Annotated in this window: 16 protein-coding genes; 12 read left to right on the forward strand and 4 right to left on the reverse strand. The window is 62.2% G+C overall.

Annotated features, from left to right (window positions below; genetic code table 11):
* Positions 1–252 precede the first annotated feature (252 nt).
* From E4T63_RS03255 to E4T63_RS03285, 7 genes are all read left to right on the forward strand, one after another.
* Positions 253–1,320, forward strand: coding sequence for a DUF2333 family protein (locus E4T63_RS03255; RefSeq protein ID WP_007963034.1), 1,068 nt, complete (start codon positions 253–255; stop codon positions 1,318–1,320).
* A 3-nt stretch (positions 1,321–1,323) separates the two neighbouring features.
* Positions 1,324–1,881: an NUDIX hydrolase gene (locus E4T63_RS03260; protein WP_135294876.1), complete on the forward strand. Its 558-nt coding sequence runs from the start codon at positions 1,324–1,326 to the stop codon at positions 1,879–1,881.
* Positions 1,882–2,069: 188 nt separating this feature from the next.
* Positions 2,070–2,441, forward strand: a complete 372-nt coding sequence (locus E4T63_RS03265; RefSeq protein ID WP_007914613.1) for a translation initiation factor Sui1 — start codon at positions 2,070–2,072, stop codon at positions 2,439–2,441.
* A 219-nt stretch (positions 2,442–2,660) separates the two neighbouring features.
* The gene (speA, locus tag E4T63_RS03270) at positions 2,661–4,574 is read left to right on the forward strand and encodes an arginine decarboxylase (protein ID WP_003221289.1); all 1,914 of its coding nucleotides are present in this window, start codon (positions 2,661–2,663) and stop codon (positions 4,572–4,574) included.
* Positions 4,575–4,804: 230 nt separating this feature from the next.
* Positions 4,805–6,142, forward strand: coding sequence for a contractile injection system protein, VgrG/Pvc8 family (locus E4T63_RS03275; RefSeq protein WP_135294877.1), 1,338 nt, complete (start codon positions 4,805–4,807; stop codon positions 6,140–6,142).
* Positions 6,139–6,933, forward strand: coding sequence for a DUF4123 domain-containing protein (locus tag E4T63_RS03280; protein WP_135294878.1), 795 nt, complete (start codon positions 6,139–6,141; stop codon positions 6,931–6,933). Before E4T63_RS03275 ends, E4T63_RS03280 begins: the two co-directional genes overlap by 4 nt.
* A 12-nt stretch (positions 6,934–6,945) precedes the next feature.
* Complete coding sequence (locus tag E4T63_RS03285; protein ID WP_135294879.1) at positions 6,946–7,821, forward strand: alpha/beta hydrolase; 876 nt, start codon at positions 6,946–6,948, stop codon at positions 7,819–7,821.
* Here E4T63_RS03285 and E4T63_RS03290 read toward each other — a convergent pair.
* Together E4T63_RS03290 and E4T63_RS03295 are read right to left on the reverse strand one after the other, a co-directional pair.
* Positions 7,815–9,164, reverse strand: a complete 1,350-nt coding sequence (locus tag E4T63_RS03290; protein ID WP_135294880.1) for an MATE family efflux transporter — start codon at positions 9,162–9,164, stop codon at positions 7,815–7,817. The two genes, E4T63_RS03285 and E4T63_RS03290, sit on opposite strands and share 7 nt — an antisense overlap.
* 150 nt (positions 9,165–9,314) lie before the next feature.
* Positions 9,315–9,608 (reverse strand): hypothetical protein, encoded by a 294-nt coding sequence (locus tag E4T63_RS03295; protein ID WP_007963021.1) that lies wholly within the window; start codon positions 9,606–9,608, stop codon positions 9,315–9,317.
* Between the two features lie 160 nt (positions 9,609–9,768).
* Here E4T63_RS03295 and E4T63_RS03300 point away from each other — a divergent pair, with 160 nt between their 5' ends.
* The 5 genes from E4T63_RS03300 to E4T63_RS03320 all read left to right on the forward strand — a co-directional run bounded on the left by E4T63_RS03300 (position 9,769) and on the right by E4T63_RS03320 (position 14,307).
* A complete protein-coding gene (locus tag E4T63_RS03300; RefSeq protein WP_135294881.1) occupies positions 9,769–10,071 on the forward strand; it encodes a MazG-like family protein in 303 nt (100 codons plus the stop codon).
* On the forward strand, positions 10,071–10,820 hold the full coding sequence (locus E4T63_RS03305) for a methyltransferase (RefSeq protein WP_135294882.1): 750 nt from the start codon (positions 10,071–10,073) through the stop codon (positions 10,818–10,820). The genes E4T63_RS03300 and E4T63_RS03305 overlap by 1 nt, the downstream gene beginning before the upstream one ends.
* Positions 10,821–10,832: 12 nt before the next feature.
* Positions 10,833–11,441 (forward strand): DUF4136 domain-containing protein, encoded by a 609-nt coding sequence (locus E4T63_RS03310; RefSeq protein ID WP_135294883.1) that lies wholly within the window; start codon positions 10,833–10,835, stop codon positions 11,439–11,441.
* A 51-nt stretch (positions 11,442–11,492) separates the two neighbouring features.
* A complete protein-coding gene (locus tag E4T63_RS03315; RefSeq protein WP_007963018.1) occupies positions 11,493–12,050 on the forward strand; it encodes a DUF4136 domain-containing protein in 558 nt (185 codons plus the stop codon).
* Positions 12,051–12,303: 253 nt separating this feature from the next.
* Positions 12,304–14,307: a pilus assembly protein TadG-related protein gene (locus tag E4T63_RS03320; RefSeq protein ID WP_135294884.1), complete on the forward strand. Its 2,004-nt coding sequence runs from the start codon at positions 12,304–12,306 to the stop codon at positions 14,305–14,307.
* Here E4T63_RS03320 and E4T63_RS03325 read toward each other — a convergent pair.
* Both E4T63_RS03325 and E4T63_RS03330 read right to left on the reverse strand, forming a co-directional pair.
* On the reverse strand, positions 14,304–17,051 hold the full coding sequence (locus E4T63_RS03325) for a PAS domain-containing sensor histidine kinase (protein ID WP_135294885.1): 2,748 nt from the start codon (positions 17,049–17,051) through the stop codon (positions 14,304–14,306). The genes E4T63_RS03320 and E4T63_RS03325 overlap by 4 nt on opposite strands.
* Positions 17,048–17,494, reverse strand: a complete 447-nt coding sequence (locus tag E4T63_RS03330; protein ID WP_007963015.1) for a TadE/TadG family type IV pilus assembly protein — start codon at positions 17,492–17,494, stop codon at positions 17,048–17,050. Before E4T63_RS03330 ends, E4T63_RS03325 begins: the two co-directional genes overlap by 4 nt.
* Positions 17,495–17,557 lie beyond the last annotated feature (63 nt).

Consider the following 17,557-nt stretch of genomic DNA (forward strand, 5'->3'; position numbering starts at 1 on the left):
GTATGGCGCTGATCGACGGGTCAAAACGCTTGTGTGCATAACGCTGCGCTGTAGACAGGCGCTGATCTGCCATGGCCTGTTCCGGGGCGTCTTTGGTGATAGTGCATCAGGGAAACCCCTAGAGAGTTCGCGGGGCGATGTCGCGCGTTCCGTGGATTTTCTGCTTCTCTTCAATGGCGGGTGCCGGCCTTGGCACGTTGTTGTATGGTTGTGGTCGAACCGTTGAACCCAAGTGATTGAAAGGATATCGCCATGCTGGACTGGAAGAACCGCGCGGGCAGCGCGCCTGAACGTGCCGCTGAGCCGAAGTCGGCCACCCGCAGCTATGTGGGCGGGCTGTTGTTCAGCCGCGCGCTGGCCACGCTGATCGGCATTTATCTGCTGGTGACCATCGGCCTGGGCTGGTACTGGAGCCAGGAGCCGGCGCTGTTTCCGGTGGCACAAAACGCCCAGGCGGCTGCCGAGAAAGAAGGCAAGCAGATGGTCGTCGGCTACACCACGGTCGAAACCCTCAAGACCGTTGCCGGTACGTTGCTGAACAAACCTGGCGGCTACATTTCCAACGACCGTTTTCCGCCTGGCCTGTGGATGGACAACACACCGAGCTGGGAATACGGCGTGCTGGTGCAGGTGCGTGACCTGACTCGTGCCCTGCGTAAGGACTTTGCCCGTTCGCAGTCGCAGTCGGCCGAAGATGCCGATCTGGCCAAGGCCGAACCGCGTTTCAACTTCGACAACAAGAGCTGGATCCTGCCGTCGAGCGAATCGGAATACCAGGAAGGCATCAACTCCCTGAGCCGTTACCAGGCGCGTCTGTCTGATCCAACGCAGAAAAACGCCTTGTTCTACGCCCGCGCCGACAACCTCAACAACTGGCTGGGCGATGTCGGCACCCGTCTGGGTTCGCTGTCGCAACGCCTGTCCGCCAGTGTCGGCCGGGTGAAACTCAACACCGCGCTGAAAACCGAAGTGCCGGCGGTTGGTGAAGTACCGCAGGTTGACGAGGAAGTCGTCGAAACCCCGTGGATGCAGATCGACAATGTGTTCTATGAAGCGCGTGGTCAGGCCTGGGCGCTGTCGCACCTGTTGCGCGCCATCGAAGTGGACTTTGCCGATGTGCTGGCGAAAAAGAACGCCACGGTCAGCGTGCGTCAGATCATCCGTGAACTGGAAGCATCGCAGGAGCCGGTCTGGAGCCCGATGATCCTCAATGGCAGCGGCTTCGGCGTGCTGGCCAACCACTCGCTGGTCATGGCCAACTACATTTCCCGGGCCAACGCTGCAGTGATCGATCTGCGTCAATTGCTCAATCAGGGCTGAGTCATGGTCGATAGCGCCAAAGAGGCGGCGCACCGCGCCGCCTCCGATGCCGAACAGATCGCCTGGGTCGACGAGCAGGACAACCTGCTCGGCGCCCTGGTGCGGGCCGATCTGCGTGAGCGCGGGCTGATCGGGCGCGGCACCTACATCATGTTGTTCAATTCCGCTGGTGAGCTCTGCGTACACCGGCGCACCCTGAGCAAGGCGATCTATCCCGGTTACTGGGATGTGGCAGCCGGCGGCATGGTGCAGGCCGATGAGACCTACGCCGAATCGGCGGCCCGCGAGCTGGAAGAGGAATTGGGCGTGAGCGGGGTGGAGCTGACCGCCCACGATCATTTTTTCTTCGAGGACACCGGCAATCGCCTGTGGTGCTCGGCATTTTCCGCGGTGTGGGACGGCCCGTTGAAACTGCAGCCTGAAGAAGTGCTGGAAGCACGCTTTATTCCGGTCGATCAGGTAATGCTGGAAATCCAGCAAAAGCCTTACTGCCCGGACTCTCTGGCCGCGTTGAAGCGCTATCTGAAGGCTCAACAAAGCGGCGTCGCAAAGAACACATAAATTGGCGCCGATTGGCTCTTAGCAATTGCGCTTTTTGCCGTTACACTGCGCGACCTTTTCAAGCTGCACCGACCTGCTTTTGTTCAAGCGCACGGTGCAGTAGCGCTGCCCCTGCCTGAGTGGGGCTTCGCGGTCGATGACCTTGCCCAAGGTTGCGATCAGTCTTTGTCCTCCCAAGAGGATTGCCGGTGGCCAAAAAAGCCGCATCCTTCGCCGCCCTTGGTGGCCTGGTATTTTCCACCGACGCAGGTCGTCATTGCCCGGAATGCAGTAAGCCGGTGGACGCCTGTATCTGCAAACAAACCGTGATCCCGGCCGGGGACGGCATTGCCCGCGTGCGTCGCGAGAGCAAGGGCCGTGGCGGCAAGACGGTGACCACCATTACCGGCGTGCCATTGGCCGAAGACGCCCTCAAGGAGCTGGCGACAACGTTGAAGAAACGTTGCGGCACCGGTGGGGCGTTGAAGGACGGAATCATCGAAATCCAGGGCGATCATGTCGAGCTACTCTTGGCTGAGCTGATCAAACACGGTTTCAAAGCGAAGAAGTCCGGCGGCTAGCAGCCTCTGTGAAATCCATCTGCGGCTTGATCCGGCACTGAAGCAGTTCAGATCCGGCGTCGTCTCCATGGTTTTCACAGAGCCTGTTCATGACCGGTTTCTAAACTACACGCGGTCAGCGCGGTCTACCGCCGCGCTGACGAACCGTCATTTTCATTCTTTAGACTGCGCCGGCCTGCAATCAGGCGACGCACTATGACTTCTTTATAGGGGACTTCGATGTCCGTACGACGCACACGTAAAGACGATGGCAGCCAATGGACAGTTGCGGACAGCCGCAGTGTTTACGGGATTCGCCATTGGGGGGCCGGGTATTTCGCGATCAATGACGCCGGTCGCGTCGAAGTTCGTCCGAACGGCCCGAGCAGCTCGCCTATCGACCTGTTCGAACAAGTCGACCAACTGCGCAAGAGCGGCTTGTCCCTGCCGTTGCTGGTACGTTTCCCCGACATCCTGCAAGACCGTGTCCGTCAACTGACCGGTGCTTTCGACTCGAACATCGAGCGCCTGGAATACCAGAGCAAGTACACCGCGCTGTACCCGATCAAGGTCAACCAGCAAGAGGCGGTGATCGAGAACATCATCGCCACCCAGAACGTTTCCATCGGTCTGGAAGCCGGCTCCAAGCCTGAGCTGCTGGCGGTGCTGGCACTGGCGCCGAAGGGCGGCACCATCGTCTGCAACGGTTACAAGGACCGCGAGTTCATCCGTCTGGCGCTGATGGGGCAGAAGCTCGGCCACAACGTGTTCATCGTCATCGAGAAAGAATCCGAAGTCGGCCTGGTGATCGAAGAAGCCGCCTCGCTCAAGGTCAAGCCACAGGTCGGCCTGCGCGTGCGCCTGTCGTCGCTGGCATCGTCGAAGTGGGCGGACACCGGTGGCGAGAAATCCAAGTTCGGTCTGTCGGCGGCGCAACTGCTGTCGGTGGTCGAGCGCTTCCGCGCTGCCGGCCTGGATCAGGGCATTCGTCTGCTGCACTTCCACATGGGTTCGCAGATCGCCAACCTGGCTGACTACCAGCACGGTTTCAAGGAAGCGATCCGTTACTACGGCGAGCTGCGCAACCTTGGCCTGCCGGTCGATCACATCGACGTCGGCGGCGGTCTGGGTGTCGACTACGACGGTACTCACTCGCGCAACGCCAGTTCGATCAACTACGACATGGACGACTACGCCGGTGTCGTGGTCGGCATGCTCAAGGAGTTCTGCGACGCGCAGAGCCTGCCGCATCCGCACATCTTCTCCGAAAGCGGCCGCTCGCTGACCGCGCACCACGCGATGCTGGTGGTGCAGGTGACCGACGTCGAGAAACACAACGACGAAATCCCGCTGATCGAAAACAAGGAAAACCTGCCGGAAACCGTGCAGTGGCTGGTGGACCTGCTCGGCCCGACCGATATCGAGATGGTCACCGAGACTTACTGGCGCGCCACGCACTACATGAGCGACGTGGCTTCGCAGTACGCCGACGGCAAACTGACCCTGGCGGAAAAGGCCCTGGCCGAGCAGTGCTACTTCGCTGTGTGCCGTCGCCTGCACAACTCGCTCAAGGCACGTCAGCGTTCGCACCGCCAGGTGCTCGACGAACTCAACGACAAGCTGGCCGACAAGTACATCTGCAACTTCTCGGTGTTCCAGAGCCTGCCGGACACCTGGGCGATCGATCAGGTACTGCCGATCATCCCGCTGCATCGTCTGGATGAAGAGCCGCTGCGTCGCGCCGTGCTGCAAGACCTGACCTGCGACTCCGACGGCAAGATCAACCAGTACGTCGACGAGCAGAGCATCGAGACCAGCCTGCCGGTGCACGGTCTGAACGAAGGTGAAGACTATCTGCTCGGCGTGTTCCTGGTCGGCGCCTATCAGGAAATCCTCGGCGACATGCACAACCTGTTCGGTGACACCGACTCGGTGAACATCTACCAGAACGCCGATGGCAGCGTGTACCACGCCGGTATCGAGACCCACGACACCATCGAAGACATGTTGCGTTACGTGCACTTGTCGCCGGAAGAACTGATGACCCACTACCGCGACAAGTGCGCCAGTGCCCGCATCAGTGCCAGCGAGCGTACGCAGTTCCTCGATGCCTTGCGTCTGGGCCTGACCCGTTCCTCCTACCTGTCTTCCTGAGTCAGGTCTGTTGCACCGGGTTGTCTGAAATTTTCCCTCAAGCTGTGGAAAATTCGGATGACCCGGTGGGACATTTCCCAAATCCCCTGCGAAATAATTGCCTGCCACAGCCGGAGAAGTGATCCGGTCTGCTTTTCGCGTAGGTCATTTCCTAAGTTGTACTTCAGCTCTCTACTCGGCCATGGCTCTCGGCGAGAATCCCCGGCCGCCCCTCCTGTAGAGATCCGCCCATGTTCGAATCAGTCAACGAGCCGTCGTTTCGTCTCGATGTAACGGGGCTGCCCGAGCCCTTCGAGGTGCTGGCCTTTACCGGAAGTGAGGGCATCAGCGAACCCTTCGCCTTTGATATCGATCTGTTGATCAATGATCCGCAACTGGACCTGGCCGGCCTGCTTTTCCGCTCGGCGTTCCTGCAGTTCGGTCCCGGACACAATGGCCTGAGCGGGCAATTGCAGAGTGTCGTTCAGCATGAGCACGATCAGGGTGCCCGATTGTGTCGAGTGACACTGGGACCGAAGCTGAGTTGTCTGGCGCTGCGTTTCAGTCAGCGGATCTTCAGCAGTCAGTGCGTGCCGAAGATCCTCGCGCAGGTGCTCAAGGAGCATGGGATCGTTGGTGCGCAACGGCGTTTTGATTTGCAGTGCGAATACCCGGTGCACACTTTCTGCACCCAGTGCCGGGAGTCGGACCTGCAATTCGTGCAGCGGCTGTGCGCGCAGGCGCGGATCCACTACTACTTCGAGCACCGGCCGGACGGACACTGTCTGGTCTTTGTCGATGATCCAGGGCGTTTTCCCGTGGCCGGCGCGGCGTCTGTGGACGATGGCGCGAGCACCCCGGCGGTAAGACGCTGGCAGATGCAGGTGGACGCCAGCGATGTGGACGCGGGTTCGGCGCAGGCCGGCAAAGCTTATGGCCACAGCGATCTGCCGACCTTGCGCGCCGCGCAGTGGCTGGCGTTGACCGCGCATCCGTTTGCCGAATGCAACCGCCGCTGGTTGCTGAGCCGGATCGAGCATCGTGCCGATCCTGCCAGCGAGCCGTCTTACAGCAACCGGATCGTCGCCGCTGCCCAGGCGCAACTGCCGACATTGACGAGCACCTGTGCCAGGCCGCGCATGCACAGTCTGCAACGTGCATGGGTAGTGACGGTCGATGAACCGCAGCCCGACGATCAGCGGCCGGTGGCGGTGCAGTTCGACTGGCTTTATCAGGGCGAAGGCGCTGCCGCCAGCCACTGTTGGCTGCCGCTCGCAGCAGCGTTGAGCGACGCCTCACTGACATCGTTGCGTGAAGGCGTTGAAGTGGTGGTGAGTTTTCATGAAGGCGATCCGGATCAGCCGGTGATCAGTGGTGTGCTGCAGGAGCCGGCGGTGGTCGAAGACTGCGAAGCGCCATTGGCGCTGCCGGACGTGCTGCCGAGCGCGGGCCTGGCGCAATGGCTCAAGTCTGCCGAACCGCTGTTGCTGTTGTGTCTGATGCCCGGCGGCGGCAGTTACAACCACTGCACGGCGTCGATCTGCAGTTGCCGATTGGTCGCGTCGCTGGATCAGGACGGCGCCGCTTGAGCGGCGTCGGCTTTGCCCCGCAGGTACAGTGGCTGTTGCTTGATGGCGCCGATGCGCAGCAGGCGTTGGCGACATTGCGCCAGGGGTTCGCCAGCGTACGTTGCACGCGGCTGTTCCAGGGCACCGAGTTTCAAGCGGTAAGCGAGCACGGTCCGCTGCTGGTCGACCTGCATGACTGCCCGGCACTGGCGGCGCTGTGTCAGCATGATCCGCAGACCTGGCGCGGGTTGTTGTTCGCCAGTGATGCCTCGCAGGCAGTAATGCTGAGCCACCTGCGACGGATGCTGACGGTCTCGTTCGGGCTCAATCACCGTGCCTTGCTCGGTTATTACAACCGCCAGACGGCAAGTTATTTCTTCGACGCCTGTGACGCCGCCGACTTGAGCCGCTGGCTCGGGCCGATCCGCCTGCTGCGCTGGTTTGGCGGCACCTGGGCCGACCTCGCCATCGGTAGTCAGGGCTGGCAGCAACTGCGCAACCCGCAGTGGGCGGTCGAGCCGCTGGGGATCGACGAAAGCCTCACCCATCGTCAGCGCGAACGTTTGCAAAGCTGCCTTCTGGAACAACACATCTGGCGCTGGTGCCAATCAATGGGAACCGACTACGCGCGCATGGCCTCCCATGTGCAGGAGGGGCTGAGCCTGGGTTTCAGCGACCGTACGGTGCTGGATGGCTGGTTGTGGCTACGCTTGCAGCATCCCCGAGCGGTATTGCCAGACGTGCCGGACGGGCTGAGCCAGCAGGAACGGCTCGAGCATGTGCGGCGACAGTGGCAGAACGATCAATCTTGAGGTGCGACATCCATGACAAATCCTCTGTGGCAGCGGTTCGGCGCAGTCCTCGGCGGGTTTCTGCTGCTGGTGCTGACGGGATGTTCCCCGGTCAAGGTGCTCAATGCGCTGACCCCCGACGACACGTTCCACAAAACCGCCGGGATTGCCTATGGCGATGATCCTCGACAGAAGCTCGACGTCTACGTGCCGCGCCAGCCGCTGGAGGACGCGCCGGTGGTGGTGTTCTTCTACGGCGGCAGCTGGAACAGCGGTGATCGTGGCGATTACGCGTTTGTCGGCGAGGCGCTGGCGTCGCGGGGAATTGTCGCGGTGCTGGCGGATTATCGGCTCTACCCGCAGGTGCGCTATCCGTTGTTTCTTGAAGACTCGGCGCGGGCGGTGGCCTGGACCCGGGCGCATATCCGCGAGTTCTCCGGCAACCCGCAACGCCTGTACCTGATGGGCCACAGTTCCGGCGCTTACAACGCGGCGATGCTGGCGCTGGATCCTGGTCTGCTCGGTGCGGTGGGCATGACGCCCAAAGACCTCAGCGGCTGGATCGGCCTGGCCGGGCCGTATGATTTTCTGCCCATCAAGAATCCGCAGGTGCGTCCGGTATTCTTCTGGCCGGACTCACCGCCGCAATCGCAGCCGATCAACCACGTCAGGGCGGGCGAGCCTCCGGCACTGCTGATCGCCGCGACCAAGGACAATCTGGTCAACCCGACGCGCAACACCGCCGGCCTCGCGAAAAAACTGCGTGAGGTCGGCGTGCCGGTGCAGGATCTGTATTACTCGCGCCCCAATCATGTGACGCTGGTGGCGACCCTGTCGCGGCCACTTCGGCGACTGGCGCCGGTGCTCGATCAGGTCGTCGCGTTCGTCAAACACACACCGGCTCAGTGAGCGGCACCGCTGAACCAGCCGTCGTTGCGCCGCAGCCACAGGGCCAGTGCGCCGAGGGTCAGGCTGCGCAAGACCATAAACAGCAAGAACGTTATCCACAGCCCATGATTGCCCAGCCCTTGCAGTGCCCAGGCGAATGGCAGCAGCAGGGCGATGGTCAGCAGCATGCCGTTGCGCATTTCCCGGGCGCGGGTGGCGCCGATGAACAGACCGTCGAGCAGGTAGCTCCAGACCGCAATCAGCGGCAACACCGCCAGATACGGCAGGTAGATGAACGCGGTGTCGCGCACGCTCTGGATGTCGGTCTGCATCTCGATGAACAAGTGCCCGCCCAACAGAAACAGCGCGGCGAAACCGAGGCTGGCCAGCAGCGACCAGCCGCCGGCCACCACCAGTGAGCGGCGCAGGGCGAGGCGGTCGCGGGCGCCGATGGCGTGGCCGCACAAGGCTTCGACCGCATGGGCCAGACCGTCCAGCGCATGCGCGGTCAACAGCAAACCGTTGAGCAGCAGAGCATTGGCCGCCACCGTGGCATCGCCGAGCCGCGCGCCTTGCACGGTGATCAGGAAAAACACCGATTGCAGCGCCAGGCTGCGGATGAAGATGTCCCGGTTGACCGCCAGCAGCGGGCGCCAGCTCTGCCACACCTTCAAGGCCGTCCAGGCGATGTGCCCGGGATAGGCGCGCAATGCGCCGCGGGTCAGCCACAGGCCGAGCAGGGCGCCGCTCCACTCGGCAATCACCGAGGCCCGGGCTGAACCGACCACCCCCCATTCCAGGCCAATCACGAACCACAGGTTGAGAGCGATGTTGATCAGGTTGGTGCTCAGCAGAATTGCCAGAGGCGCCCGAGCGTTCTGGGTGCCGAGGAACCAGCCGACCAGGGCGTAACTGGCCAGCGCTGCCGGCAGCCCGAATAACCGGGTGTGGAAGAACTCGCGGGTCAGTTGATCGAGTTCGACCGACGGCTGCATGAAGTGCAGGGCCACACCGCTCAACGGCACGCCGAGAGCGCCGAGCACGATTGCCAGTCCCAGCGCCAGCAGCAAACCCTGCAACAGAATCTGCCGTAACGCCGCGCCATCGCTGCGCCCGGCGGCCTGAGCGGCAAACCCCGTAGTGCCCATGCGCAGAAAGCCCATGGCCCAGGCGAGAAACGTGTAGAGGCTGGCGCCGACCGCCACTGCGCCCAACTGATGGGCGTGGGGCAGGTGGCCGATGACGGTGCTGTCAACCAGCGCCACCAGCGGCACGGAAATATTGGAAAGAATCATCGGCGCGGCGAGCGCCCAGACCTTGCGGTGAGTCGGGCGGTCGCGCCAGTCGGCAATCAGGTTGGACATGCGGGCTCCTTGGGGGAGCGGGGATTGTAGCGATTCATGCGATCTATTGTGGGAGCGAGCTTGCTCGCGAAGGCAGTGTGTCAGTCAAAACAGCTTTTACTGATTTGACGCTTTCGCGAGCAAGCCCGCTCCCACAGGGGAAGAGTGGTGTCAGTGGATAATCCAGCTCAACAACCACAACCCCAACAGCAGCCAGATGATCCCGGCAATGATCGACGCATTCATGAACGCGCGAATCGCCGACCACAGCAGCATCAGGCCGACGATCAGCGCGAGGATGCTGATGATCGAAGTGTCCATGCCCAGCGTCTTCGCCAGGCCATCGACAAAGTTGCCGCCGGCGTTGCTCAGAATGTTGAACAGGCCGCTGAGGCCGTCGACGATGAAACGGATGATCGAACCGAGTGCCTGGCCGAGCCATTCGAAAAAGCTTTCTACCTGCATGTGTGCATCCTGATGAAAGAGCTGAGCCTTGGGCCACCGCGCGGGTGGCCGAGTTCCCTGCAACTATAGAGGGTTTGCCTCAATCCTGTGTGGGAGCGAGCCATGGCCGCTTGCGTTCAGCCGACATCCCCCCGAAGCTATACGCCTTCAGGAGAGCCCGATGAACCTTGTTGAACTGACCGAACGCCTGCACGCCATTCGCGACCGCAATGACTGGCGGCAATTTCACAGCCCGAAAAACCTCGCCATGGCTGCCAGTGTGGAAATGTCCGAGCTGGTGGAGATCTTCCAGTGGTTGACCGAAGACCAGTCACGCCAGTTGCCGGCGGACAAACTGGCGCATGCCGGGCAGGAAGTCGGCGATATCGTCCTGTATCTGTTGCTGCTGTGCAGCGAGTTGGGGCTGGACATGAATGAAGTGGTGCGCAGCAAGCTCGCCGACAGCGAACGGCGGTTCAACTGATGAGCGACCGGCATTTCGATCAGTTGGCGACCCGGTTCGCCGAAAAAATCTACGGTGGCGCCAAAGGCGCGATTCGCCTCGCGGTGTTGCAGGCCGACCTGGCCGAAGCATTGCCGGACCGACCGCTGCGCGTGCTGGACATCGGCGGCGGTCTGGGCCACATGTCGCTGTGGCTGGCCGAACGCGGCCATGAAGTGACCTTCACCGAGCCGGCTGAACCGATGCTCGAAGGTGCCCGCCAGCGCTTCGCCGAAGCCGGGCAGAGCGCAACGTTCATTCAGGCGCCGTGGCAGGAGCTGCTCGGTCAGCTCACCGAGCCCTACGATCTGGTGATCTGCCACGCCGTGCTCGAATGGCTCGCCGAGCCACACGCAATCCTGCCGGTGTTGCATCAGTTGACCAAACCCGGTGGCTGGCTGTCGCTGGCGTTCTACAACCGTGACGCGCTGATCTACCGCAACCTGCTCAAAGGCCATTTCAAGAAAATGCGCAAAAACACCATGGCCGGTGAAAAGCAGAGCCTGACCCCGCAGCAACCGCTCGACCCGCGGGAACTGGCAACGCAACTCGCAGGCTTGTGGCAGGTCGAAACCCAGAGCGGGATCCGGGTTTTCCACGACTACATGCCGGTGGAATTCCAGGCCCGCGCCGAACTGGTGGACTTGCTGGAGATGGAACTTGCGCACCGTCGTCACCCAAGCTTCGCCGGGCTTGGGCGTTACTTGCACTGGATCTGCCGGCCGATCTGATCGGAGCACTACATGAAAGCTCAACTCGGGTTATTGCTGATCTGTCTGGGGTTGGCCGCCTGCCAGGGCAGCAACCCGTATGTCGCGCAGTCGCGGCCGTTGCCGCCGGCGCCGCCGCAAGCGGCCAACACCTTCGATCGCAGCGCCTACCCGGCGCCACCGCGTGATTACGGGCGCTATCGCAGTTGGGCCTGGCTCAACGGGCAATTGCCGCCGGGCACGGCCTGGGCCGATTCGGCGCAAGTGGCTGAAGCCGTCAGCAACGCGCTGGACCAACGCGGGTTGCGTCCGTTGCACGACAACCGTCCGGCCGATTTGCTGGTCAGCGCCAATCTGCGTCTGGAAACCCGCTTGCGGCAGGTCCAGGACGATTACGGTTACGGCGGATACAGTGGCTATGATCGCTACGGGCGCGGTTACGGCATGTACAACACTGTGCCGATTGTTCGTACTTATCAGGAGCAGGTCGTGGTGGTGCAGGTCAATCTGTTCGACGCCGGCACCGGTCAACCGGTGTGGAGCGCGAGTGCCGAAACTGCCAATCAGGGTAGCCAGCTCGTGCGCACCGACGCCATTCGCGAGGCTCTGGAAAAAGCCCTGTCGGCGTATCCGCCGAGCTAGACTTCAGGTGAGAACGCTTCGCAGGTTCAGGCCTTCAACCGGAGAACAACCATGTTCCGTCGTCTCGCTTTACTGGCCATGGCCGCGCTGCTCAGTGCTTGCGCCGCCAATCAGGTCAACCATGACTTCGACGCCAGCCGCGACTTCGCCGCTTATCGCAGCTGGAGCTGGAAAGAACCGGCGCTGCAATATCGCCCGGATGATCCACGGATCAAGAGTGACCTGACCGAGCAACGCATCCGCCAGGCCGTCAGCGATCAACTTGATCAACGCGGTTTGCGCCCCGCCGCTGCGGGAGCCAAGGGCGACCTGAGCGTGCAGACCTACCTGATTGTCGAGGATCGCCAGCAACAAGTCACCACCAACTACGGCGGCGGTTGGGGTGGCCCGTGGAACGGGTATTGGGGCGCGCCGATGTACAACGAAACCCGCAACATCACCTACAAGGTGGCAACGATCCAGATCGACCTGCTCGACGGCAAGGACGGCAAACTGGTGTGGCGCGGCAGCGATGAACAGATGCTCAGCAGCACGCCCAATCCGCAGGATCGCAGCAACGCAGTGCGCGAAACCGTCAGCCGGATATTGGCCAACTATCCACCGCGCTAGTTCGCTGTAAAAAAAAAGGGAGCCCAAGAGGCTCCCATTTTTTGCCCCACCACAAATCTCCCTGTGGGAGCGGGCTTGCTCGCGAAGACGGCGTGTCAGCCACATCCATGTTGAATGACACAGCGCATTCGCGAGAAGACGAGGTCTGCAGGGTTTTGTGCAGCACCAAATGGCGCGTTGCCACTAGCGCCGTCTACACTCAAATCCACCATCGGAGGTAGCGCTCGGCAACGCGCCGGCAAAGGAGTGCGCCATGTCGCCTCGTCCGCAGTTCAACGGCCCGGCCCGGCAACGCGGGGCGATCGGGTTGATGGCGGCTGCCACCCTCAGTCTGGCGCTGGTGTTGATGCTGTTGGTGGTCGACACCGGTCGGTTGTACATGGAGCAGCGCAAGTTGCAGCGGGTGGTCGACAGTGCGGCGCTGGAAGCGGTCAGTCGCGGCGGCAATTGTCAGTCAGGCCTCAGTGCAGCCACTTATGCCGGGCAAAGCGCAGTGCGCAATGGCTACATCATCGATAGCAACAACACCCTCGCGACGACCTGCGGCAGTGTGCAGACCGCGGCCAGCGGCCTGCGTGCGTTCACCGTCGATGCAACCCGGTCGAGCGCAATCAAAGTGGACGCCAGCCGCACGGTGACCACCAGTTTTGCCGGCGGCGTACAGGCCTTGTTCAGCGGCTCGGCGGTCAGCCTGAACACCACGCTCAACGCCTCGGCCGTCGCCGCGCAGCCGACCCCGACGGTTGCGCAACTGAACATCCGCAGTACGCTGGCGAGCATCAACACCGCCCAGTCGAACATTCTCAATCCGCTGTTCTCCGGGCTGCTCGGCGGCAACGTCAACCTCACGGCACTGGGTTGGGACGGTCTGCTCAACACCGACATCAACCTGCTCAGTTACCTCAATCAACTGGCGATCAACCTCAACGTCGCCGCCGGCAACTACACGCAACTGCTCAACACCCAGGCCACGGTCACCCAACTGATTCAGGCGGCCGCGACGGTGGTGCAGCTCAATGGCGCGACCGCGACGGTGATCACTGCGCTGGGTCAGCTGCAGGTTGCGGCGATCAATGCTGCGCCGGTCAAACTCGGCGACATCCTGCAGTTGCAGACCGGCACCACCGCCGCCGGGCTGGATGCCAACCTGCAACTGCTGCAACTGATTCAGGGTGTGGTGCAACTGGCCAACAGCAAAAGCGCGGTGGCCGCGACCTTGCCGATCAGCGTGCTGGGGCTGGCGAATGTCACGGTGCGGGTCAAGGTGATCGAGCCGCCGCAGTTTTCGGCGATTGGTGATCCAGCGCGGGCCAAGGCCAATCCGTTGGGGCCGGACCGGATTTATGTGCGCACGGCGCAGATTCGCACGATGCTCTCGGTCAATCTGCCGGTGTTGTCGGGGGTGACCGGGCTGCTCAATGCGGTGCTGGGATTGGTCGGCACACTGACCCCGACCCTCAACGCGCTGCTGAGTCTGAATCTGGTGGCGACCCTCAATTCAGTCGGTTGTCTGCTCGGCGCCGGTTGCCAACAGCTTGATCCGCAGTTGCTGCCATCGCCGGAAATCGACATCGCCCTGGATGCCGGTGGCGCTATCAGCTACGTCACCGATTACAGCTGTCCGATCGGCCCGGGAACCTCGGGCACCAAAAGCCTGACCGCCCACACGATCACCTCGATCGCTGACCTCAAGGTCGGCAAGATTGACCCGACCAATGCTTTTTCCTCGCTCGCCGAGCCGACGGTTACACCGTTGCCACTGGTCGATCTCGGCACTGTGACCTGCCACAAGATTCTCGGCATCGGCAGTTGCGACGAGAACACCCACGTCCAGTACGGGGCGGGCGGGATCGCGATCATGGTCAATACCAGCGTCGCGCAAAGCTCTCAGGATTTGCTGTATTCCAGCAGCACGCCATTCGCCACGCCGGCCAACCTCAAACTGCCGCCGAGTGTGATTTCAGCGGCGCCGTCGAGCAACATCGTCAGCAGCCTGGCGAACACTTTGGCAGGGATCAATCTGATCGTGTACAAGCCGCAGGGCGGCAACCCACTAGGGGCTATCGTCACCGGTGTGGCCAGCCTGATCAGCGATGTCACGGCCATTCTGCAACCGCTGATTACCAACCTGCTCAGCCCATTGCTCGACCCGCTGCTGAACAACTTGCTTAAAAGCCTAGGCATCAACCTGATGGACGTCGACGTCGGTGCCAACATGACCTGCGGCCAGACCGGCAAGGCCTATCTGGTGATCTAGGCGTCCGGTGCAATCGGCAACTCGATGCAGAAACGTGCGCCCTCCAGCGAGTTGCGCACGCTCAAATGCCCGCCCATGTTTTCGATGATGCCGTAGCTCACCGACAGCCCCAGCCCGGTGCCGACGCCCACCGGTTTGGTGGTGAAGAACGGTTCGAAAATCCGCTCCAGCAAACGCGGCTCGATGCCGCCGCCGTTGTCCTCGACCCACAGCCGAACCTTGTGCTCGTCGCGCTCGGCATAAATCGAGATCCATGGCTTGAACGATGAGTCTTTCTCGCGTTTGCCGAGCAGCGCATCGCGGGCGTTGACCATCAGGTTGATCAGCACCTGCTCCAACTGATCGACGTAACCGCGCACCTGCACGCTGAAAGCGGTTTCGCTGATCCGCAGGTCGACGCCTTTGCCGCGCATGCCTTCGGCCAGCAACGACAAGGTGCCTTCGATGGCCGAGGCCGGGTTGAACAGTTGTTGCTCGATCTCCGAACGACGGCCGAACACGCGCATGTGATCGACCACTTTCGCGGCGCGCTGCACCTGGGCGTCGATGCGATTGAGTTTGTCGGTCAGATAGTCGATCTGCACATCACCGTTACCCAGGCGCTTGAGCACGTTGACGATGGCCATGCGCATCACGTTCAGCGGCTGATTGATTTCATGGGCCAGACCAGTGGCCATTTCGCCGAGGGTGGCCATTTTTGCGCTTTGCGTGAGTTGCTGCTGCGAGCGTCGCACCTCGGTGTTATCGCGGCCCACGGCCTGCACTTCAAGCAGGCGCCCGTGTTCATCGAACACCCCGCGATCGGACCACACCCACCATGCATGTTCGCGCCCGGGTAATTGCAGGCTGATTTCGGCAGTGCTCACTGGTAGCTCCGGGGTCAGCAGTGCCAGACGCTGGATGAAGGCGGCGCGTTGTTCGTCGGACATCCAGCTGCCCAGATCTACCCCCGGCAATTGCTCCGGGGTGCATTCCAGATAAGTCGCCAGCGGCCGATTGCCGAAGGTCAGCGTCAGGTCCGGGCGATAACGGCAGATCATCGCCGGAGAGTCTTCCACCAGAATCCGGTAACGCTCTTCGCTGTGTCTGACCTGTTCGGCGGCGAGGGTCGCTTCGGTGACGTCCAGCCACAGCCCGACGGCTTCGACCGGCAGACCAAGATCATTGCGCAGCAGTTTGGCTTCGTCGAGCAGCCAGTGGTAGTCGCCGCGTGCGTCGCGCAAGCGAAAACGCGCACGCGCCGAGCCTTCGCGCAACAGTTGCCGGGTGCGAGCGAAATACAGCTCGCGGTCTTCGGGGTGAATCAGTTGCACCCAGTCGGCGGCGCAGCCCTCGGCCGGCGTCCAGCCCAGCAGCGGCTGCAGGCTGGCGCTGAAAAAGTCCGCAAGCAACGCACCTTCGACGTAGCGCTGCACATAAATCACTGCCGGCGAACTGGCGATCAGATTATCCAGCCGCGCATGGGCGGCTTCGGCGCGTTGCTGCTGGTTGCGCGTGTCGCTGATGTCGAGCATGAATCCCACCAGTCGCCGCTGTTCACCGGTGCCGGCGACCTGGCCCTGAACGCGATACCACAGGGGCGTTTGTCCGGGGCTGCTGCGGTGCAGGCGCACGCACAGGGTCAGGGGCTCGCCGTGCAATTGCAGGGCGTGCAGGCGGCTGCGCAGTTCTTCGCGATCGGCCGGATGAATCAGTGCCAGCCAGTCTTGCAGCGAGATGCGAGCACGGTCCGCCGGCAACACATCGAGCAGCGTAGGCGCCAGCAGCATGTCGTCGCCAAGCATTTCCCACCAACCGGTGCCGAGCAGGGTCTGCAGCGATTCCAGGCGTTCGGTGTAGTGATGATGTTGCTGTTCTCGCAGGCGGCTGAGCAGCGGGCCGGCCAGTGCGCTGGTCAGGGCCATCCAGTCGCGGTCGTTCAGGTGCGGGGCGGCAATGTCCACGGTGTAGAAGCCGCAGAGCAGCCACGCCACCACCCCTCGATCATCGCTGTAGGGCACGGCGAACCCGTCGGCGTTGCCGAACGTGGCCTCCACCCGCGCGTGGTCGTACAAGCCATGATGGGCGCCGAGGCGTTGCGGCGCGCTGCCGTTGAGGCTGTCGAGCGGCGTGCCCAGACGTTGGCCGTCCTGCCACAGCAACGGCGCGTCGTGGGCGCGATATTGCTCGTAGATCTGCCAGCCCTGCTCCTGTTCGTCGAGCAGGGCGAGAGCCAGACACGGGATATGCCAGCGCTGGGCGATGGCCTGCAGTTGCTCGCTGAGCACCAGCGGCAAACGCGTCAGGCTACAGACGCGCAGGTGTTCGCTGATCTGTCCGGCAAGTGCCTGACTGGCTTCACGGTTGCGCGACTGCTGGCGCTCCAGCAGCAGGTCGCCGATGTCCATCAGTTGCAGCATCCAGCCGTCGGCCGAAGGCTGTACCCAACCGCGCAGGTGCAGGGTCTGATCGCTGAGGCCGGGAAAATCCAGATCGAGTATTTGCCCTTGCCAGTCCTGCGGGCGGCCTTCAATTGCCAACGTACTGTGCGCGAGTAAATAAGCCGACAACGGCAGCGGCGAGTCGTGGAGTGGCTGTTGCGCGAGTTGGTGGCGCAACGGCCCGGCGATCTGCAATACGCCGCCGTCGTGGTTCAGTTGCAGGTGCAGGCCCAGCGGCGGTGCGCCGAGATGATCGGGCAGTTCGTTGGCCGGCGGTGGCGCGCGCTTGAGCAGGCGTCCGAACAGATTGTCGCCGGCGGTCAAAATTTCAGGCTCGACGCGGCGGAGAGGGTGGCGGGCAGACTCGGCACTGCACCCACGCCCGGCAGCACCAGAAATGGAATGACCTGATTGAGCTTGCTGGTGGGGTAATCGACTCTGACCGTCAGCGTACCTTGAGTGGCGTCATACACCGCCGAGGTATCGACGCCGACCACCAGGTTCAGCGCGGATGGCACCCACTGCAACTGTTGGGTCAACGCGGTGTTGGCAGTGCTCACCACCACGGAAGCATAACCGGGAGTGTTGGGGTCGACTGCGACGCTGCGGCGCACCGCTTCAGATGTCGCCTCGTTGAAAGTCTGCATCAATACAAACGGCAGGCTGTAACTGACCAGCGCGTAGAACACGGCGAAAAAAATCACGAATACCAAGGCGAATTCGATCGCCACTGCGCCTGCCTGTGATTTTGCGAAGCCGGTTTTCATGAGTGCGTCTACCCTGACTTTCACTGCGTAGTATCAGCATAGAATCATTCAGCAAAATCGGAT

The sequence above is a fragment of the Pseudomonas fluorescens genome (assembly GCF_004683905.1).
In the GTDB taxonomy this organism is placed as follows: domain Bacteria; phylum Pseudomonadota; class Gammaproteobacteria; order Pseudomonadales; family Pseudomonadaceae; genus Aquipseudomonas; species Aquipseudomonas putida_A.

What these genes read in the sequence shown, in the direction of transcription:
- E4T63_RS03300 (WP_135294881.1), top strand. Translation starts at nt 9,769, where the DNA reads ATGAACCTTGTTGAACTGACCGAACGCCTGCACGCCATTCGCGACCGC.
- E4T63_RS03285 (WP_135294879.1), top strand. Translation starts at nt 6,946, where the DNA reads ATGACAAATCCTCTGTGGCAGCGGTTCGGCGCAGTCCTCGGCGGGTTT.
- E4T63_RS03275 (WP_135294877.1), top strand. Translation starts at nt 4,805, where the DNA reads ATGTTCGAATCAGTCAACGAGCCGTCGTTTCGTCTCGATGTAACGGGG.
- E4T63_RS03305 (WP_135294882.1), top strand. Translation starts at nt 10,071, where the DNA reads ATGAGCGACCGGCATTTCGATCAGTTGGCGACCCGGTTCGCCGAAAAA.
- E4T63_RS03310 (WP_135294883.1), top strand. Translation starts at nt 10,833, where the DNA reads ATGAAAGCTCAACTCGGGTTATTGCTGATCTGTCTGGGGTTGGCCGCC.
- speA (WP_003221289.1), top strand. Translation starts at nt 2,661, where the DNA reads ATGTCCGTACGACGCACACGTAAAGACGATGGCAGCCAATGGACAGTT.
- E4T63_RS03320 (WP_135294884.1), top strand. Translation starts at nt 12,304, where the DNA reads ATGTCGCCTCGTCCGCAGTTCAACGGCCCGGCCCGGCAACGCGGGGCG.
- E4T63_RS03295 (WP_007963021.1), bottom strand. Translation starts at nt 9,608, where the DNA reads ATGCAGGTAGAAAGCTTTTTCGAATGGCTCGGCCAGGCACTCGGTTCG.
- E4T63_RS03260 (WP_135294876.1), top strand. Translation starts at nt 1,324, where the DNA reads ATGGTCGATAGCGCCAAAGAGGCGGCGCACCGCGCCGCCTCCGATGCC.
- E4T63_RS03330 (WP_007963015.1), bottom strand. Translation starts at nt 17,494, where the DNA reads ATGAAAACCGGCTTCGCAAAATCACAGGCAGGCGCAGTGGCGATCGAA.
- E4T63_RS03290 (WP_135294880.1), bottom strand. Translation starts at nt 9,164, where the DNA reads ATGTCCAACCTGATTGCCGACTGGCGCGACCGCCCGACTCACCGCAAG.
- E4T63_RS03315 (WP_007963018.1), top strand. Translation starts at nt 11,493, where the DNA reads ATGTTCCGTCGTCTCGCTTTACTGGCCATGGCCGCGCTGCTCAGTGCT.
- E4T63_RS03255 (WP_007963034.1), top strand. Translation starts at nt 253, where the DNA reads ATGCTGGACTGGAAGAACCGCGCGGGCAGCGCGCCTGAACGTGCCGCT.